This window comes from Pseudomonas sp. LTJR-52 (assembly GCF_003691465.1).
Taxonomy (GTDB): Bacteria; Pseudomonadota; Gammaproteobacteria; order Pseudomonadales; family Pseudomonadaceae; genus Chryseomonas; species Chryseomonas luteola.
This window is the reverse complement of record NZ_CP033105.1, coordinates 2,087,910-2,103,292: the sequence shown is the minus strand read 5'-3', so window position 1 is coordinate 2,103,292 and position 15,383 is coordinate 2,087,910. Positions and strand designations below refer to the sequence as shown.

At 55.0% G+C, this 15,383-nt stretch carries 12 protein-coding genes; 2 read left to right on the top strand and 10 right to left on the bottom strand.

Going from position 1 to position 15,383, the window contains the following annotated elements:
• Positions 1-167 precede the first annotated feature (167 nt).
• Together hemN and fnr are read left to right on the top strand one after the other, a co-directional pair.
• Positions 168-1,550, top strand: coding sequence for an oxygen-independent coproporphyrinogen III oxidase (gene hemN, locus EAW52_RS09815; RefSeq protein ID WP_122042268.1), 1,383 nt, complete (start codon positions 168-170; stop codon positions 1,548-1,550).
• A 74-nt stretch (positions 1,551-1,624) separates the two neighbouring features.
• On the top strand, positions 1,625-2,362 hold the full coding sequence (fnr, locus tag EAW52_RS09810) for a fumarate/nitrate reduction transcriptional regulator Fnr (RefSeq protein ID WP_026003866.1): 738 nt from the start codon (positions 1,625-1,627) through the stop codon (positions 2,360-2,362).
• A 61-nt stretch (positions 2,363-2,423) separates the two neighbouring features.
• Here the strand turns inward: fnr and EAW52_RS09805 are convergent, their stop codons facing one another.
• From EAW52_RS09805 to EAW52_RS09760, 10 genes are all read right to left on the bottom strand, one after another.
• Complete coding sequence (locus EAW52_RS09805) at positions 2,424-4,883, bottom strand: TonB-dependent siderophore receptor (RefSeq protein ID WP_122042267.1); 2,460 nt, start codon at positions 4,881-4,883, stop codon at positions 2,424-2,426.
• Between the two features lie 110 nt (positions 4,884-4,993).
• Positions 4,994-5,968 (bottom strand): FecR domain-containing protein, encoded by a 975-nt coding sequence (locus EAW52_RS09800; RefSeq protein WP_256680773.1) that lies wholly within the window; start codon positions 5,966-5,968, stop codon positions 4,994-4,996.
• A 3-nt stretch (positions 5,969-5,971) separates the two neighbouring features.
• Positions 5,972-6,484: a sigma-70 family RNA polymerase sigma factor gene (locus EAW52_RS09795; RefSeq protein ID WP_122042266.1), complete on the bottom strand. Its 513-nt coding sequence runs from the start codon at positions 6,482-6,484 to the stop codon at positions 5,972-5,974.
• Between the two features lie 95 nt (positions 6,485-6,579).
• Positions 6,580-7,179: a recombination mediator RecR gene (gene recR / locus EAW52_RS09790; RefSeq protein WP_026003868.1), complete on the bottom strand. Its 600-nt coding sequence runs from the start codon at positions 7,177-7,179 to the stop codon at positions 6,580-6,582.
• Positions 7,180-7,292: 113 nt separating this feature from the next.
• Positions 7,293-7,619, bottom strand: coding sequence for a YbaB/EbfC family nucleoid-associated protein (locus EAW52_RS09785; protein WP_010794802.1), 327 nt, complete (start codon positions 7,617-7,619; stop codon positions 7,293-7,295).
• A gap of 32 nt (positions 7,620-7,651) precedes the next feature.
• Positions 7,652-9,664 (bottom strand): DNA polymerase III subunit gamma/tau, encoded by a 2,013-nt coding sequence (gene dnaX / locus EAW52_RS09780; RefSeq protein WP_122042265.1) that lies wholly within the window; start codon positions 9,662-9,664, stop codon positions 7,652-7,654.
• Between the two features lie 214 nt (positions 9,665-9,878).
• A complete protein-coding gene (locus EAW52_RS09775; protein ID WP_074824048.1) occupies positions 9,879-11,618 on the bottom strand; it encodes an IlvD/Edd family dehydratase in 1,740 nt (579 codons plus the stop codon).
• 98 nt (positions 11,619-11,716) lie between these two features.
• A complete protein-coding gene (araH, locus tag EAW52_RS09770; protein ID WP_010794805.1) occupies positions 11,717-12,685 on the bottom strand; it encodes an L-arabinose ABC transporter permease AraH in 969 nt (322 codons plus the stop codon).
• A 60-nt stretch (positions 12,686-12,745) separates the two neighbouring features.
• Positions 12,746-14,266 carry an L-arabinose ABC transporter ATP-binding protein AraG gene (gene araG / locus EAW52_RS09765; RefSeq protein WP_122042264.1) on the bottom strand — a complete coding sequence of 507 codons (1,521 nt, stop codon included), beginning with the start codon at positions 14,264-14,266 and terminating at the stop codon, positions 12,746-12,748.
• Positions 14,267-14,347: 81 nt separating this feature from the next.
• Entirely contained in the window at positions 14,348-15,361 is a 1,014-nt protein-coding gene (locus EAW52_RS09760; protein ID WP_122042263.1) for a substrate-binding domain-containing protein, read from the bottom strand.
• Between the last annotated feature and the right edge of the window lie 22 nt (positions 15,362-15,383).

Here is a 15,383-nt window from a genome sequence, read left to right as displayed (position 1 = left end):
TAATAACACTCTTTATCGGCTGGTATTACATACAAAATTAGCTCAACAGAATCCATCGTACCTTTTATCGCCTCTCTGGCCTTCACGTTGTCGCTATTGATGTAGGTCAAGATGCCACTACCTACTTGCTTCTAGACTCTGCTTCATAGTTTTACGGGAGTATGGTCATGCTCGACGCCATCGATTGGAAACCAGAATTAATCCAGCGCTACGACATGGCAGGGCCTCGCTATACCTCTTATCCAACTGCAGTGCAGTTTCATGATCAGATAGGCGCGTTCGATCTGATGCATGCACTAAGGGATAGCCGCACTGCCAAGCGGCCGCTGTCGCTGTATGTCCATGTGCCCTTCTGCGCGCATATTTGCTACTACTGCGCCTGTAATAAAGTCATTACCAAGGACCGCAGCCGCAGCGTGCCTTATCTGGCCAGCCTGACAAGGGAAATTCAGCTGATCAGTCGTCATGTAGGCGCAGACCAGAAGGTAGAGCAATTGCATTTTGGCGGCGGCACGCCGACCTTTCTCAACCCTGAACAGCTACGGCAGCTGATGTCCGAGCTGCGTCAGCGCTTCAGCCTGCTGGATGATGACTCTGGAGATTATTCGATCGAGATCGATCCACGCGAAGCGGACTGGGCCACGATGGGCCTGTTGCGTGAGCTGGGTTTCAACCGGGTTAGCCTCGGTGTCCAAGACATCGATACGAATGTGCAGTTGGCTGTGAATCGCCTGCAAAGCCTCAACGAAACGCGGGCCATCATCGATGCGGCCCGTACGCTCAGTTATCGCTCAATCAATATCGACTTGATTTATGGTCTTCCCCGGCAAACGCCGGAAAGCTTTGCCAAAACTGTCGAGGCAGTAATTGATCTGCAACCGCATCGCTTGTCTGTATTCAATTACGCGCACCTCCCCACCCGTTTTCCACCACAGCGGCGGATTGAGGCTGCTGAGCTGCCAAGCCCCGCACAAAAGCTGGAGATGCTTCAAAGGACAACTGAGCAGCTAATGGCTGCCGGTTATCGTTACATCGGGATGGACCACTTCGCCCTGCCCGACGACGAATTGGCGATTGCTCAGGAAGATGGTTCACTGCAGCGTAACTTTCAGGGCTATACGACCCATGGCCATTGTGACTTGATTGGGCTGGGAGTATCGGCCATTAGCCAGATAAATGAGCTTTACTCTCAAAACACAGTGGATATTTCCGAATACCAGACTAGTCTGGATAACGGTCAACTTGCTGTACGCCGGGGTTTGCACTGTGAACAAGACGACTTGATTCGTCGCGTGGTAATCCAGCAGCTAATTTGTCACTTCCAGCTCGACTTTGCTGAAACAGGCCGAGCACTGGGAATTGATTTCAGGGATTACTTTGCCGATGTCATGCCTGACCTTGAGCGTATGGCAACTGATGAGCTTATTCGCCTGGATGAAAAAGGCATTGATATCTTGCCGGCCGGGAGGTTACTCGTGCGATCAGTTTGTATGTTGTTTGATCGTTATTTGCCCCAACAGAACACACAACGGTTTTCACGGGTCATCTAATAAATTCACTAACAGCTTTCATCATCATGCGTGCAGTAATACCCTTGGCTTACTAATGGAATAAATCGAAAGCCATGTCCGAGACTTTGAAAATGCGTGTCACCTCGCCGCAAGCCCACTGTAAAGATTGCAGCCTGGCACCCTTATGCTTGCCATTGTCGTTGAACCTTGAGGATCTGGATGAGCTTGATCGGATCGTCAAACGCGGCCGTCCACTCAAGAAAGGCGACTATCTGTTCCGACAGGGTGACAGTTTTGGCTCCGTCTTTGCCGTCCGCTCAGGCGCGCTTAAAACCTTTAGCGTGACCGATAATGGTGAAGAGCAGATTACCGGCTTTCACCTACCCAGCGAGCTGGTTGGCTTGTCCGGCATGGATACGGAGCTGCATCCGGTTTCTGCACAGGCGCTGGAAACCACGTCGGTATGCGAGATCCCCTTCGAGCATCTTGATGAGCTGGCCGATCAGCTTCCCCAACTGCGTCGCCAGCTGATGCGTGTGATGAGCCGCGAGATCCGGGATGATCAGCAGATGATGCTGCTCTTGTCCAAAAAAAGCGCAGACGAGCGTATCGCGACGTTTCTTGTGAATCTGTCTGCACGTTTCCGCGCTCGTGGCTTCTCCGCCCAGCAGTTCCGCCTGTCCATGTCCCGTAATGAGATCGGTAACTATCTGGGCCTTGCAGTGGAGACAGTTTCTCGTGTGTTCACGCGCTTCCAGCAGAGCGGCATCATCGAGGCCGAAGGCAAGGAAGTGCATATCCTCGACTCGATTCAGCTCTGCGCCCTGGCGGGCGGCCAGCTGGAAGGTTGAAACAAAACGGGCGGCCCTGAAGCCGCCCGTTTTACTTGAAAAGCTTTATCGCTTTTGATTGTTAGAACTTGTAACTGACCGTGGCGGTGACGTTACGCTCTTCGCCGTAATAGCAATACAACAGGCTATTACATGCAGCGACGTATTTTTTATCGGTTAGGTTATTGGCGTTGACACGTACATCTACACCTTTGAGACCCACATTACTCAAGTCATAACCCACTGACGCATCAAACAGGGTGTATCCAGGAACGCGTTCGGTATTAGCTGGATCTGCCCAACTCTTACTAACTGCCCGTACCCCCGCTCCCAGGCTCAAGCCCTGGAGCGATCCCTCCTTAAATGAGTAGTCTCCCCAGACAGATGCCATATGACGAGGGGCCACGTTAGGCGTATTGCCTTCTGTACCGTCATCCGACTTAATGTATTCGACATCAGCAAACGTATAGCTCCCTAGTACACGGAAGCTATCAGTCACCTGCATGTGAGCTTCCAACTCTACGCCTTGGGAGCGTACCTTTCCTACCGGGCGGTAATACTGCTCATTCGCCAGTTTGGTCGCCAGGTTTTCTTGGGTAATGTGGAAGACTGATGCCGTAAAGATATTGTCCGTACCCGGCGGCTGATACTTGATACCAGCCTCCCACTGCTTGCCCTCAGTAGCCTTGAGCGGATCGCCGTTCTGGTCAGTAAAAGAGTTGGGATTGAAAGACTCTGAATAGCTAATGTAGGGCGCGATACCATTGTCGAAAAGATACAGTGCACCCACCCGCGGAGTAACCTTATTCTCCTTGTAGGTGTTTTTGCCTGCACCGTATAGCTCATCCTCGGAAGAGGTCTCTACCCAATCCTTACGCAGACCGAGCGAAAACCGCCATTTATCCAGGTCAATCAAGTCCTGCATGTACAGGCCAGTCTGCTCCATCCGACGCAGATCGCTGGTTTGCCATGTTTCCGTGACGCCCGGATTACCATAGACAGGGTCGAACGCATCAATATTAGAAGCGGACCCGCCTGCGTAGTCGACCTTGGCCTTACGACGCTGATAATCCAACCCCATCAAAAGCGTATGTTTGGCTGACCCGGTATTAAATTCAGCCTGTGCCATGTTATCTACAATCCAGGCATGCAGACGCTCCTTGCCTTCAGTGGTTGCGCGCGCTAACTCGTTAGATCCTATGCTGGCCCAACCCGCGGCATAAGCCTGCCGCATATCCACCTTGCCATCCAGATAGCGGAAGTTCTGCCGTGCCGACCAGACATCATTGAAACGATGCTCAAACTGATAACCTACCATCTGCTGGGTACGTTCGAACTTGTCGAAATCGGAGTCGCCCTCAAAGAAATGCTTTGAGATGTATTGTCCATTGTGGCGATAGAGTGTGCCGTCTGCCGGAAGGCCGCCGTGGTAACCACCTTCGGGGTCATGTTGCATATACGCCTGCAGGGTTAGCGTCGTATTTTCATCAAAGTCGATGGCTACCGTGGGCGCAATGGCGTAGCGCTTCTCCTCGTTGTGATCAAACTGCGTATCGGACTTGTCCGCCAGACCTACCAGCCGATAGGCAATCGTCTGGTCTTCGTTGACCGGCCCACTAAAATCGAACCCCATACCCCGCTGGCCCTGGGTACCCACCGTAGCCTGGATTTCATGATAAGGCTCATAGAGTGGCTTCTTGCTGGTAAGCGCTACTAGGCCGCCAGGATTACTCCGTCCGTAGAGCACCGACGACGGGCCTTTCAGGATATCAATGCGCTCAAGGAAATACGGATCTACCTGCATGCTGCTATAGGTACCGCTATCTCCCATGGTCTTGAGACCATCAAGATAGATGTTATCTACCGAGCCGTCATTGAAACCACGCATGGCAACATAGTCATACCGGTGAGTTGCACCATATGGGTTGGTCATGACACCTGGGGTATAACGCAACGCCTGGGAAACTGTTTGCGAGCCCTGATCATCAATCTGGTCGCGCGTTACCACGGATACCGACTGAGAGGTCTCCAGGATCGACTTACTTGTCTTGGTCGCAATCTGGCTATGGGTGGCGTTATAGCCTTCCATGGTTCCAAGCGCATTACCTAGTGCAAAATCGGTAACGGTAGTCGCAGAAAGCTCGGAAACATCACTGCCAACGCTTGCCGCTCCAGCCGCCAGCGAATAGCTGCCGCTACCGGTGTTGACGATCTGCAAGCCGCTTCCTTTTAGCAGCGCTGCAAAACCTTCTTTAACACTGTACTGCCCCTTGAGGCCTGAGCTCTGCTTACCCTCCGTCAATGCGCCATCGGCAGATAGCATGACATTCGCTTCGCCAGCAAAACGACTCAATGCCGTCGACAGCGGGCCAGCCGGTATATCGTAACTGCGTACTGCCTGGGCCGTGGCAGCCGTTTCAGCGGCATTACCTGCAAGCGGCACAAGGGCGAGGCTCATCGGTATAGCAAGTGCAGCAGCATGCACAGCCTGATGCAGAGGGCTCCGCTTGAAAAAAGCCTGATACGAACGACGCGAATCCATTACTCATCCCTTTTTTGTGTTCAACAGTGATGGCTTTCAGCCTGTTTGAGACTAAAGCCAGTCGAAATCAAGAAAAGGGAACTGCTAATGATAATATTTTTTATTAAGATTCAGGCGAGACGCGCTGAAATAGACGTCCACCAAGGCAGCGGGCGATTGATGCGAATGGGCAGGCTTTGCTCCAAGGCTGTCAGCACCCGCTCCGTATCTTTCAGCGGGTATGCACCGATCAGACGCAGATTCGCTACATCCGGATCACAGGCCAGATACCCGGAGCGATAACGCGATAACTCATCAACAAAGTCGCTCAATCGCATATCATCAGCCAGAATCATCCCTTTGATCCAAGCCTGACGGCGTTGCTCACTCACCCGAGCAGTAGAAACCTCGTCAGTGCTAAAGCGCACCTGTTGTCCTGCCTTTACTGTGACGGACGCCGACGCCACAGGAGCAACCTGCACACTGCCGTTGAAAACTGCCAGCTCGCCAAAGCCTCCTCGATCAAAAACACTGAACTGGGCTTCTTTGGCCAGTAACGCACCGAATGTCGTATCAAGCGTCAGCGGATAGTGAGCATCCTTGCCTCGAGACAGCATGGCCTCACCCTTGTAGAGTGCCAAATGCAAGCGCTCCGGCTCGTTCGAGACGTCCATTGCCGTATCGGTGTTCAGCCAGAGATGCGAGCCATCAGCAAGCTGAAAATCCTTGATCTCTCCCACACGTGTTCGGTAGCTGGCATACCATTGTCTCCAGGACAACTGTGAAGAGGTAGTCCAGGCCAGAACACCGGTACTGCAAAGTACGGTCATCAGTTTTAATGTCTGACGCCGCGTTTGCCCTTTTTTCTGTAGCGCTTGTGTAGCGCCATGGCGTTGCTCGGAGGGTATGCGCTGAAAATGACGACTGATCAGCTCGACACGCTGCCACGCCTGGGCATGTTGCGGATTTTCTGCCAGCCAGAGCTGCCACTGCACACGCTCCTGATCGCTGACATCATCAGCACTGAGCACGGCAAACCATTCGGCCGCCTGCTCAAGCACCGCAAAGTCGCACTCTGTCTCGGACATCTGCTGGGCGGCCTGCATGGTCTATTCCACCTCAAGGGTCAGGCAGTGCAGCATGGCTTGGGCCATGTACTTTTTGACCATTCGCTCGGACACCCCTAGCACCTCACCAATGGCTGCATACGTCTGTCCTTCCAGTTGAGACATCAGGAAGGCTGAGCGCACCTTTTCAGGTAGACGGTCCAGCATGGCGTCGATTTGAACGAGACTTTCAATAATGATTTCACGCGCTTCTGGAGATGGCGCGTAATACTCGGAACGATCAGCCAGCGCCTCGAGATAGGTCCGTTCGATATTCTGACGCCGCCAGTGATTGACGAGTAATGAATGGGCGATGGTCGATAAGTAAGCGCGCGGCTCTCGAACGGACGGAAGATCGCGTCCTTTGGCTAACAGCCGAAGGAATGTATCCTGGGCCAGATCGGCTGCATTGAACGAGCATCCCAGTCGTTTGCTCAGCCAGCCGTGCAGCCAGCCATGATGCTCGCTATACCAGTCATGCAAGGCGTTGGGTGATGACACTTCAGCCGCGCACATGTCAGAACCTATCGAGATGGCATTGAGATATCGCTAATGATAATGCTTCTCAAGAATAGGTCTATGCTTTTTTAAGTCAATTTGCGTACCGCCGATCAAAGCGTGATCGGCTTACGGCCTGCAAAGGCATGCGTAAGGGTGCCGTTGTCTACCAGATCAAGTTCACCACCCAGGGGGACACCATGGGCAATCCGGGAAATAGTTAAACCGCGCGGTTTCAATAGCTGCGCAATGTAATGGGACGTCGCCTCGCCTTCCACTGTCGGGTTGGTTGCAATAATGACTTCCTGGAAGGCACCTTGCTCGATACGCTCCATCAGCTCTGGAATGCCGATCGCCTCCGGGCCGAGACCATCCAGAGGAGACAGGTGCCCTTTCAGCACGAAATAACGCCCACGAAAGCCCGTCTGGTCAACAGCAAAGACATCCATCGGTGACTCAACCACGCAAAGCAGCTGATCATCCCTATCCGGATCAGCGCACTGAGGGCACAGTTCGTTTTCCGTCAGGGTACGACAATGCTTGCAATGCCCTACTCCCTCCATGGCTGCCTGCAAGGCACTCGACAAGCGCAGGCCCCCGCTCCGGTCACGCTCAAGCATCTGCATGGCCATACGCTGGGCTGATTTCTGGCCCACCCCAGGCAAAATGCGTAGCGCGTCGATCAACTGTCGAATGAGAGGACTAAAACTCATGAAGAAATCTCGAGTGGAGATAGATAAAAGTATAGACAGGCTATCGTCTGTTAACGTGCCTGGATCGCCGCCAGCCAGAACGGCCAGCGGCGTGACCATAAGCCTTTAGATGCTTAGAAAGGCATCTTGAATCCAGGCGGCAGCTGCATGCCCGCAGTCATACCAGACATCTTTTCCTGGCTGTTCTGCTCGATTTTGCGAACGGCATCGTTCACCGCAGCCGCGATAAGGTCTTCCAGAATCTCCTTGTCTTCCTGCATCAGGCTGTCATCCAGCGATACACGCTTGACATCGTGGCGACCCGTCATGACGACGCTGACCAGCCCGGCGCCGGACTGACCGGTCACTTCGGCATTTGCCAGCTCTTCCTGCATCTTCTGCATTTTTTCCTGCATTTGCTGAGCCTGCTTCATCAGGCCGGCCATGCCACCTTTTAACATGTCTGTTTACCTCGTCTGGTTTGAAAACCCGGTCAGTCCTTGGAATTGACCGGCTCGATAGTGTCCACGCGGACTACAGCCGCGAACTGCTCCATCATTTGCTGGATCAGCGGATCATTCTGTATGGACGCCTCAGCTTCCCGCTGACGCTCCGCACGTTTGCGAGCGGCAGCCTGTGCTGGCGTCTCCTGCTCGGGCGTCTGGAGTGTGATATCCAGCTTGATCGTACGCCCCTGGTATTGATTCAAGGCATCGTTCAAACGGCGATGCTGGTTCGTGTTGAATAATGCGCTCTGATTTGGATCCAGATGAAGGTGCCATGCATCATTTTCAACCGACACCAGCGTACAGTTTGCCGCAATGCTTGCAGTCATGCCTCCTAAGCCTAGCTTAGGTAGCAGTTCGATCCACTCGGCGGCAAGTCCGGTTGCAGGTTTGGCTGCCGGTACGGGCTCTGGGGCCGTCGCCGGCGCCTCGGCCAGTACGCCTTCGGTCAGCTCGTCCAGATAGCCGTAATCGGACTCGGCATTGTAATAATCATCGGCAGGCGGTGGCTCGTCGTCTGCCAGGCTTTCATTGTCCTGCTCGTCAACGACCCGCTCAATTACAGTGGCCTCGGACGTTCCGGTTGCCATCGGAACCACATGGGTTGGCTCTACCGGCGTTTTGATGGCCGTTGTAGGTTCATCCCAGGGTAGATCGACAGGCTCGCTTATCTGAGAGGCCTCTGGCTCTTTCGCAACAGGCAATGCAGAAGCCGTTACCGGTTCCGGCCGAGGCTCGGACTTAACCGGAGCACTGGGTTTCGCCACGGGCGCTGAGCGAGCGACTGGCGCAACAGGCAACTGAGCCGGCGTGGATGGTGCAGACGGAGCGGCCACCGGTTCTGGCTTGGAGTCAGTCGTGGCCTGACTGGCTCCCAACGTCTTTAACGCAGCCTTGGGTGTACTACCGCCGCCCTCAGCCGGTCGGAAGGCCAGCATTCTCAGCAACACCATTTCAAAGCCGCCACGAGGATCAGGCGCCAACGGCAGATCTCGACGCCCAATCAACCCCATCTGGTAATAATATTGCACATCTTCGGCGGGTAGCGCCTGAGCCAAGGCCAAAACCTGCTCACGATCACCCTGACCGTTATCCACAGCCTCAGGCAACGCCTGGGCAATCGCTACACGGTGCAAAACATTCAGCATCTCGCCCAGCACACCTGCCCAATCAGGACCTTGCTCGGCAAGATGACGTACGGCCTCGAGCAGTGCGCGAGCATCGCCTTCCAGCAGGGCTTGCAATACACCATATACCTGCCCTTGATCCAACGTACCCAGCATGGCGCGTACATCGGCAGCCAGAACATGTCCTTCGCCAAAGGCAATCGCCTGGTCGGTCAGGCTCATCGCATCGCGCATCGAGCCATCGGCAGCACGCCCCAGCAACCATAGGGCATCCTGTTCGAAAGGAATCTGCTCAGCGGTCAACACGTGGGTCAGGTGTTCAACCACACGCTCAGGCGGCATGTTCTTCAGCGAAAACTGCAGGCAGCGCGACAGAATGGTAACGGGGAGCTTTTGCGGATCGGTCGTTGCCAGCAGGAATTTAACGTGAGGCGGCGGCTCTTCCAATGTTTTCAACAGTGCGTTGAAACTATGGGTCGAGAGCATGTGGACTTCGTCGATGAGGTAAACCTTGTAACGACCACGCGTAGGGGCATACTGCACGTTATCCAGTAGCTCCCGGGTATCCTCTACCTTAGTGCGGCTGGCAGCATCCACTTCGATCAGATCGACGAAACGACCTTCATCGATTTCCCGGCAGACCGAACACTCCCCGCAGGGGGTCGAGCTGATGCCGGTCTCGCAATTCAGGCACTTCGCCAGAATACGCGCAATGGTGGTTTTACCCACCCCACGCGTACCGGTAAAGAGATAAGCGTGATGAAGGCGCTGGTTATCCAGGGCATTGATCAGGGCTTTAAGCACATGGGTCTGTCCGACCATTTCACGGAAAGAGCGCGGACGCCATTTGCGAGCGAGAACCTGATAACTCATCGATACCTGACACGGCGAAGAAAAAGAAGTCGGCTAATGCTAGCGAAGCAAGGGGTAAATTGCATCCAAAAGCCTATGACTCGCCTCATATTCCTATATCGAGTCATGTACGGGGCACACTGTAGCCAGACTCAAGAGATGGGGTCTAGGCCAGAGAAATCAAGGCATTCAGAAGATAACCCAGCCTAAAATGGCTGGGCTACCTTAAAGAAGATCAGTGCGAGTGCCTAGGCACCTCGGAGCCACGGCAGCCAACGAGGAAGTCGAAATCGCAGCCCTCATCGGCCTGCAGCACATGGTCCACGTACAGCTTGCGATAACCGCCACCGAGCAGGTTGGCGTTCGGGTCCTGCCAGTCCGCCAGGCGGGCCTGCAGCTCTTCATCGCTGATATCCAGGTGCAGACGGCCGTTCTCGCAGTCCAGCTCGATCATGTCACCGTCACGCACAACCGCCAGGGGACCACCTGCCGAAGCCTCCGGCGCTACGTGCAACACCACCGTGCCATAGGCCGTCCCACTCATGCGCGCATCGGAAATACGCACCATGTCGGTAATGCCCTTGGCCAGCAGCTTGGGCGGCAGACCCATATTGCCTACCTCAGCCATGCCCGGATATCCCTTCGGTCCGCAGTTCTTGAGCACCATGACGCAGGTCTCGTCGATATCCAGGTCTGGGTCCAGCACACGCTCCTTGTAATGCTCCAGGTTCTCGAACACCACCGCACGACCCCGGTGCTGCATCAGCTCCGGTGTGGCAGCAGAGGGTTTGAGCACTGCTCCCTTGGGTGCTAGGTTGCCCCGTAACACGCAGATGCCGCCGTCCTTGCGGATGGGGTTGTCCAGCGTACGAATAACCTCATCCTTGCCATAGATAGGTGCCTCGGCACAGTTCTGCCAGATCGACTGGCCATTGGCGGTCAGGGCATCAGGGTGCGGCAGCAGGTTTGCCTCGCCCATCCGGCGAATCACTGCAGGCAGGCCACCGGAGTAGTAGAACTCTTCCATCAGGAAGCGACCGGACGGCTGCAGGTCGACAATGGTGGGCGTACCGCGACCGACCCGCGTCCAGTCGTCCAGCTCAAGGTCTACTCCCATACGCCCGGCGATGGCCTTGAGGTGAATCACGGCATTGGTCGAACCGCCGATGGCAGCATTGACGCGGATGGCATTCTCGAAGGCTTCCTTGGTCAGGATTTTCGACAGGCGAAGGTCCTCATGCACCATGTCCACGATGCGCATGCCAGAGAGGTGCGCCAGTACATAGCGACGCGAATCCACGGCTGGGATCGCAGCGTTATGCGGGAGCGAGGTGCCCAGGGCTTCAGCCATGCAGGCCATGGTGGAGGCAGTACCCATGGTGTTACAGGTACCGGCCGAGCGGGACATGCCGGCTTCAGCAGAGAGGAACTCGTTCAGGTCGATCAGCCCACCCTTATAGGCCTCGTGCATCTGCCAGACGATGGTACCGGCACCGATGTCGCGACCGTGGTGCTTGCCGTTAAGCATCGGCCCGCCGGTTACCACGATGGCGGGTACGTCGCAGCTGGCAGCGCCCATCAATAGCGCAGGGGTGGTCTTGTCGCAGCCGGTCAGCAGCACCACGGCATCGACCGGGTTGCCGCGGATGGCTTCCTCCACGTCCATGCTGGCCAGGTTACGGGTCAGCATGGCGGTGGGGCGCAGGTTGGACTCGCCATTGGAGAAGACGGGAAACTCGACGGGAAAGCCGCCGGCTTCGTAGACGCCGCGCTTGACGTGCTCGGCAATCTTGCGGAAGTGTGCGTTGCAGGGGGTAAGTTCGGACCAGGTGTTGCAGATCCCGATGATGGGTTTGCCCTGGAACTCATGGTCCGGGATGCCTTGGTTCTTCATCCAGCTGCGGTACATAAAGCCGTTCTTGTCGGCATTGCCAAACCACTGGGCCGAGCGCAGGGTAGTTTTTTTCGTGGACATGATGGATGTCTCTTACTATATGGGATAGGCCAAGTCACAGGCAAAAGCGGCCCCATCGGCACACGACAAAGCATGTGCCGAGAGGTCTTCGTCAGGTATCAGCGCTGCTTGAAGCGGTCGATTACAACGGCCAGCAGCAGAATTGTTCCACGGATGACGTATTGGTAGAACGTGTCGATATTTTTGAGGTTCATAGCGTTCTCAATCACTGCCAGGATCAGCACGCCAGCAATGACGTGACGAATCATGCCGATACCACCGGCCAGCGATACACCTCCCAGTACACACGCTGAGATCACTGTAAGCTCGAAGCCCTGCCCTATCATTGGCTGACCGGAGGTCATACGAGAGGCCAAGACTACCCCTGCCAATGCTCCGATGACCCCCTGCATGGCAAAAATGATGATCTTGGTACGATCAACGTGTACACCTGCCAGCAAGGCGGCTTCTTCGTTACCACCAATAGCCAGCGTGTTGCGTCCAAACGTGGTGTAGTTGAGCAGCCAGCCAAAGAACAGGATGCATACCAGTGTGATCAAAATCGGCACCGGAACACCAAACATCTGGCCATTACCAAAGATAAAGAACTTCTCTTCCATTACGCCTACGGCCTTGCCGTTGGAAAAGATGTAACCCAGTCCGCGCACAATCTGCATGGTCGCCAAGGTTGTGATCAAGGCATTGATCTTGAGTTTGGCAATGACCAGCCCATTGATGAGTCCTACGCACAACCCCATTGCCAGTGCAGCGGTTACCCCTAGCGCCACGCTATTGAATTCGCGCATTACTACCGCTGCGACGACGCCCGCACAGGCAATGACCGAGCCTACAGACAGGTCAAAATGCCCAGATGCCAGACAGAACAACATGGTGCAGGCGACGATCCCCGTTGTGGAGATTGCCAGCCCCAGCCCTCGCATGTTGAGCGGCGAAAGAAAGTTATCGATAAACAAGGTACAGAGAACAAAGATCGCCAGGGCCGCCAGCATCATCGCCCAGTCATCAATAAAACGGCGAGTATCAAAGCTACGGCGCGGTGCCGCCAAGGCGTTGTTTTGCGTGGACATGGAACACCTCAATTGTTTTTGTATTTCGAAGCCTTCAAGGCAACGCAGGCTTGTTACATATCAGGCGCGTGTACGGGGCAATGCGAGCTCCAGCAAACGCTCTTCGGTCGCCTCGGCACGTGCCAGCTCACCCGTTACAGCTCCTTCACTCATGACCATGATGCGGTCCGCAACCCCCATGACTTCCATGAGATCGCTCGACACTACAATCACTGCAATGCCTTTGGCCGCCAGCGAGTGAATGATCTGGTAGATTTCGGATTTCGCACCGATATCGATGCCGCGTGTAGGTTCGTCCAGCAGCAACACCTTCATGGGCATGGACAGCCAGCGCCCCAGGATGGCCTTCTGCTGGTTACCGCCCGAAAGGTTCTTGATCTTTTGGTAAGGCGTAGGTGTTTTTACATTCAATGCGCGGATCTGCTTTTCAGCGTTTTCCTTTTCCCAGCGGCTTTGAAGCAGACAGCTCCAGGTTGCATGCCGCGGACGTGCGCTGATATTGATGTTTTCGGCCACGCTGCCCAGCGGAACGATGCCTTCTTTCTTACGATCCTCGGGACAGAGCAGGATGCCAGCAGCAATGGCATCACGTGGGTTGCGAAGCGTCAGCGCCTCGCCCTTGAGCTTGAGCACGCCCGCACTGTGCCGTTCAAGACCTGATAGCAGGCGGAGCAACTCGGTACGCCCTGCTCCAACCAGCCCGAAGAGCCCAAGGATTTCACCCTGGCAAACCTCAAAGCTGACTGGCTGCTGCAGACCACGCCCCATTAGGCCGGATACGTTCAAACAACCTTCGCCCTTTTCACGGGGACGATAGTCATAGATATCGTCCAGACTACGTCCTACCATGCAGGTGATCAGCTGATCCGGCGTGGTTTCACTCATGTGCTCGAATGTGCGCACATGACGTCCATCCTTGAAGATCGTGACGGCATCGCAGATATGGAAGACTTCTTCCATTCGGTGCGAAACATAAAGAATGACTTTTCCCTCATCGCGCAAACGCGCAATGATTGCCATCAGCCGCTCGGTTTCACGGGCAGACAGGCTGCTGGTGGGCTCATCGAATGCAATTACATGGGCGCCACGAGACAAGGACTTGGCAATTTCCACCAACTGCCGTTGCCCCAGGGACAGACGCCCGACGCGCGTATTCGGATCGATTTCTTCCGCTAGGCCTTTCAGCAATTGCAGAGCCTGTTGACGAAGACGCCCACGGTTAACAATGCCGTAGCGGGCCGGCAAGTGACCCAGAAACAGGTTCTCAGCTACAGTCATTTCCGGAACGAGTTGAAGTTCCTGGTGAATCACAGCTACGCCATTACGGATACTGTCCGCCGTGTTCTTGAAGACCATGTCACGATCACCAATGCGCAGATGACCGCTACTGGGCTGGTAATAGCCACCCAGAATCTTGAGCAATGTTGACTTGCCTGCACCGTTTTCCCCCATCAGGGCATGTACGGAGCCGGGGCGAGCCGTGAAGTTGATGTCGGACAGCGCTTTGACGCCAGGAAACGTCTTACCAATGCCCTGGAACGCAAGGCTTTCGCCCTGCACCGACTGCTGTAATGCTTCCATATCACCTCCTGAAGCGACGCCATAGAGGCGTCGCAAGGTTGCAAGGAGTCCGTCAGGCGGACCGGATAATGCAGGAGACGGTTATTTCCAGAGCCCGATCTTTTCGAGTTCCTGTTGGAAGTTTTCGCGTGTGATCAGCGTAACCTTGTCCATGGCGGTGTACTTGGGCGGCTCTTTGCCGGTAGTCACCCATTCGTACATCATGGTGGCGGTCTGGTAGCCCTCTTCGTGAGGGCTAGGAAGCATCGAGCCGAAAAAGCCGCTGTTGGGCTTTTTCAACTCACCGATAGCATCTGTACCGTTGATGCCGATTCCGATCACGTTTTCAGCACTGAAACCGGCACTTTCAGTCGCCCTCACACCACCCAGCACTGTGTTGTCATTCATACCACCTACGATCAGGTGCTTGGCGCTACCCGGTAGCTTGACGAGTGCGGAGCTGGTGGCATCCATGCTGCCGGGGACATCCAGCGTCTTTTGCGGCGCATAAATGATGTGGTCCTCTGGCAGACCGGCGTCACGCAACGCCTTTACAGAGCCGTCGGTACGCTGCTTTCCGGTATCTAGCTCATTGAAGGTGTTGATGACCGCGTAGGTTTCATCCCACTTCCAGTTGCGCTTCTTGGCTTCAGCGGCCATTGCCTCGCCCTGTTGACGCCCTACATCAAAAGCGGCCATGCCCAGGTAAGGCACGTCTTCCATGAACTTTCCATCGGAGCCGACAAAGCGATCATCCACGGCCATGACTTTCAAGCCATTGATCTTGGACTTGGCCACGATGGCTGGGCCGAGGGAAACATCAGGCGGACAAATGACAAAGCCTTTAGCACCGTTAGCCGCCAGGCTATCGATAGCGGAAAGCGTTTTTTCACCATCAGGTACAGCGATCTTGAGGAGGGTAAAGCCTTTGTCTTTCGCAGCTTTTTCTGCAAAAGCCCATTCGGTTTGGAACCAAGGCTCTTCAGGTTGCTTGACGAGAAAACCGATCTTTACTTCTTCGGCATGGGCGACCGAAGCCGCAGCTAACGAAAGGCCCAGCGCACCAGCTGCCAAGGCAGATTTCACCAGGGAAGAAATCCCACGGCCACGAAACATAGCTACCTCCTTATTTTTATTG

What these genes read in the sequence shown, in the direction of transcription:
- hemN (WP_122042268.1), top strand. Translation starts at nt 168, where the DNA reads ATGCTCGACGCCATCGATTGGAAACCAGAATTAATCCAGCGCTACGAC.
- fnr (WP_026003866.1), top strand. Translation starts at nt 1,625, where the DNA reads ATGTCCGAGACTTTGAAAATGCGTGTCACCTCGCCGCAAGCCCACTGT.
- EAW52_RS09805 (WP_122042267.1), bottom strand. Translation starts at nt 4,883, where the DNA reads ATGGATTCGCGTCGTTCGTATCAGGCTTTTTTCAAGCGGAGCCCTCTG.
- EAW52_RS09800 (WP_256680773.1), bottom strand. Translation starts at nt 5,968, where the DNA reads ATGCAGGCCGCCCAGCAGATGTCCGAGACAGAGTGCGACTTTGCGGTG.
- EAW52_RS09795 (WP_122042266.1), bottom strand. Translation starts at nt 6,484, where the DNA reads ATGTGCGCGGCTGAAGTGTCATCACCCAACGCCTTGCATGACTGGTAT.
- recR (WP_026003868.1), bottom strand. Translation starts at nt 7,179, where the DNA reads ATGAGTTTTAGTCCTCTCATTCGACAGTTGATCGACGCGCTACGCATT.
- EAW52_RS09785 (WP_010794802.1), bottom strand. Translation starts at nt 7,619, where the DNA reads ATGTTAAAAGGTGGCATGGCCGGCCTGATGAAGCAGGCTCAGCAAATG.
- dnaX (WP_122042265.1), bottom strand. Translation starts at nt 9,664, where the DNA reads ATGAGTTATCAGGTTCTCGCTCGCAAATGGCGTCCGCGCTCTTTCCGT.
- EAW52_RS09775 (WP_074824048.1), bottom strand. Translation starts at nt 11,618, where the DNA reads ATGTCCACGAAAAAAACTACCCTGCGCTCGGCCCAGTGGTTTGGCAAT.
- araH (WP_010794805.1), bottom strand. Translation starts at nt 12,685, where the DNA reads ATGTCCACGCAAAACAACGCCTTGGCGGCACCGCGCCGTAGCTTTGAT.
- araG (WP_122042264.1), bottom strand. Translation starts at nt 14,266, where the DNA reads ATGGAAGCATTACAGCAGTCGGTGCAGGGCGAAAGCCTTGCGTTCCAG.
- EAW52_RS09760 (WP_122042263.1), bottom strand. Translation starts at nt 15,361, where the DNA reads ATGTTTCGTGGCCGTGGGATTTCTTCCCTGGTGAAATCTGCCTTGGCA.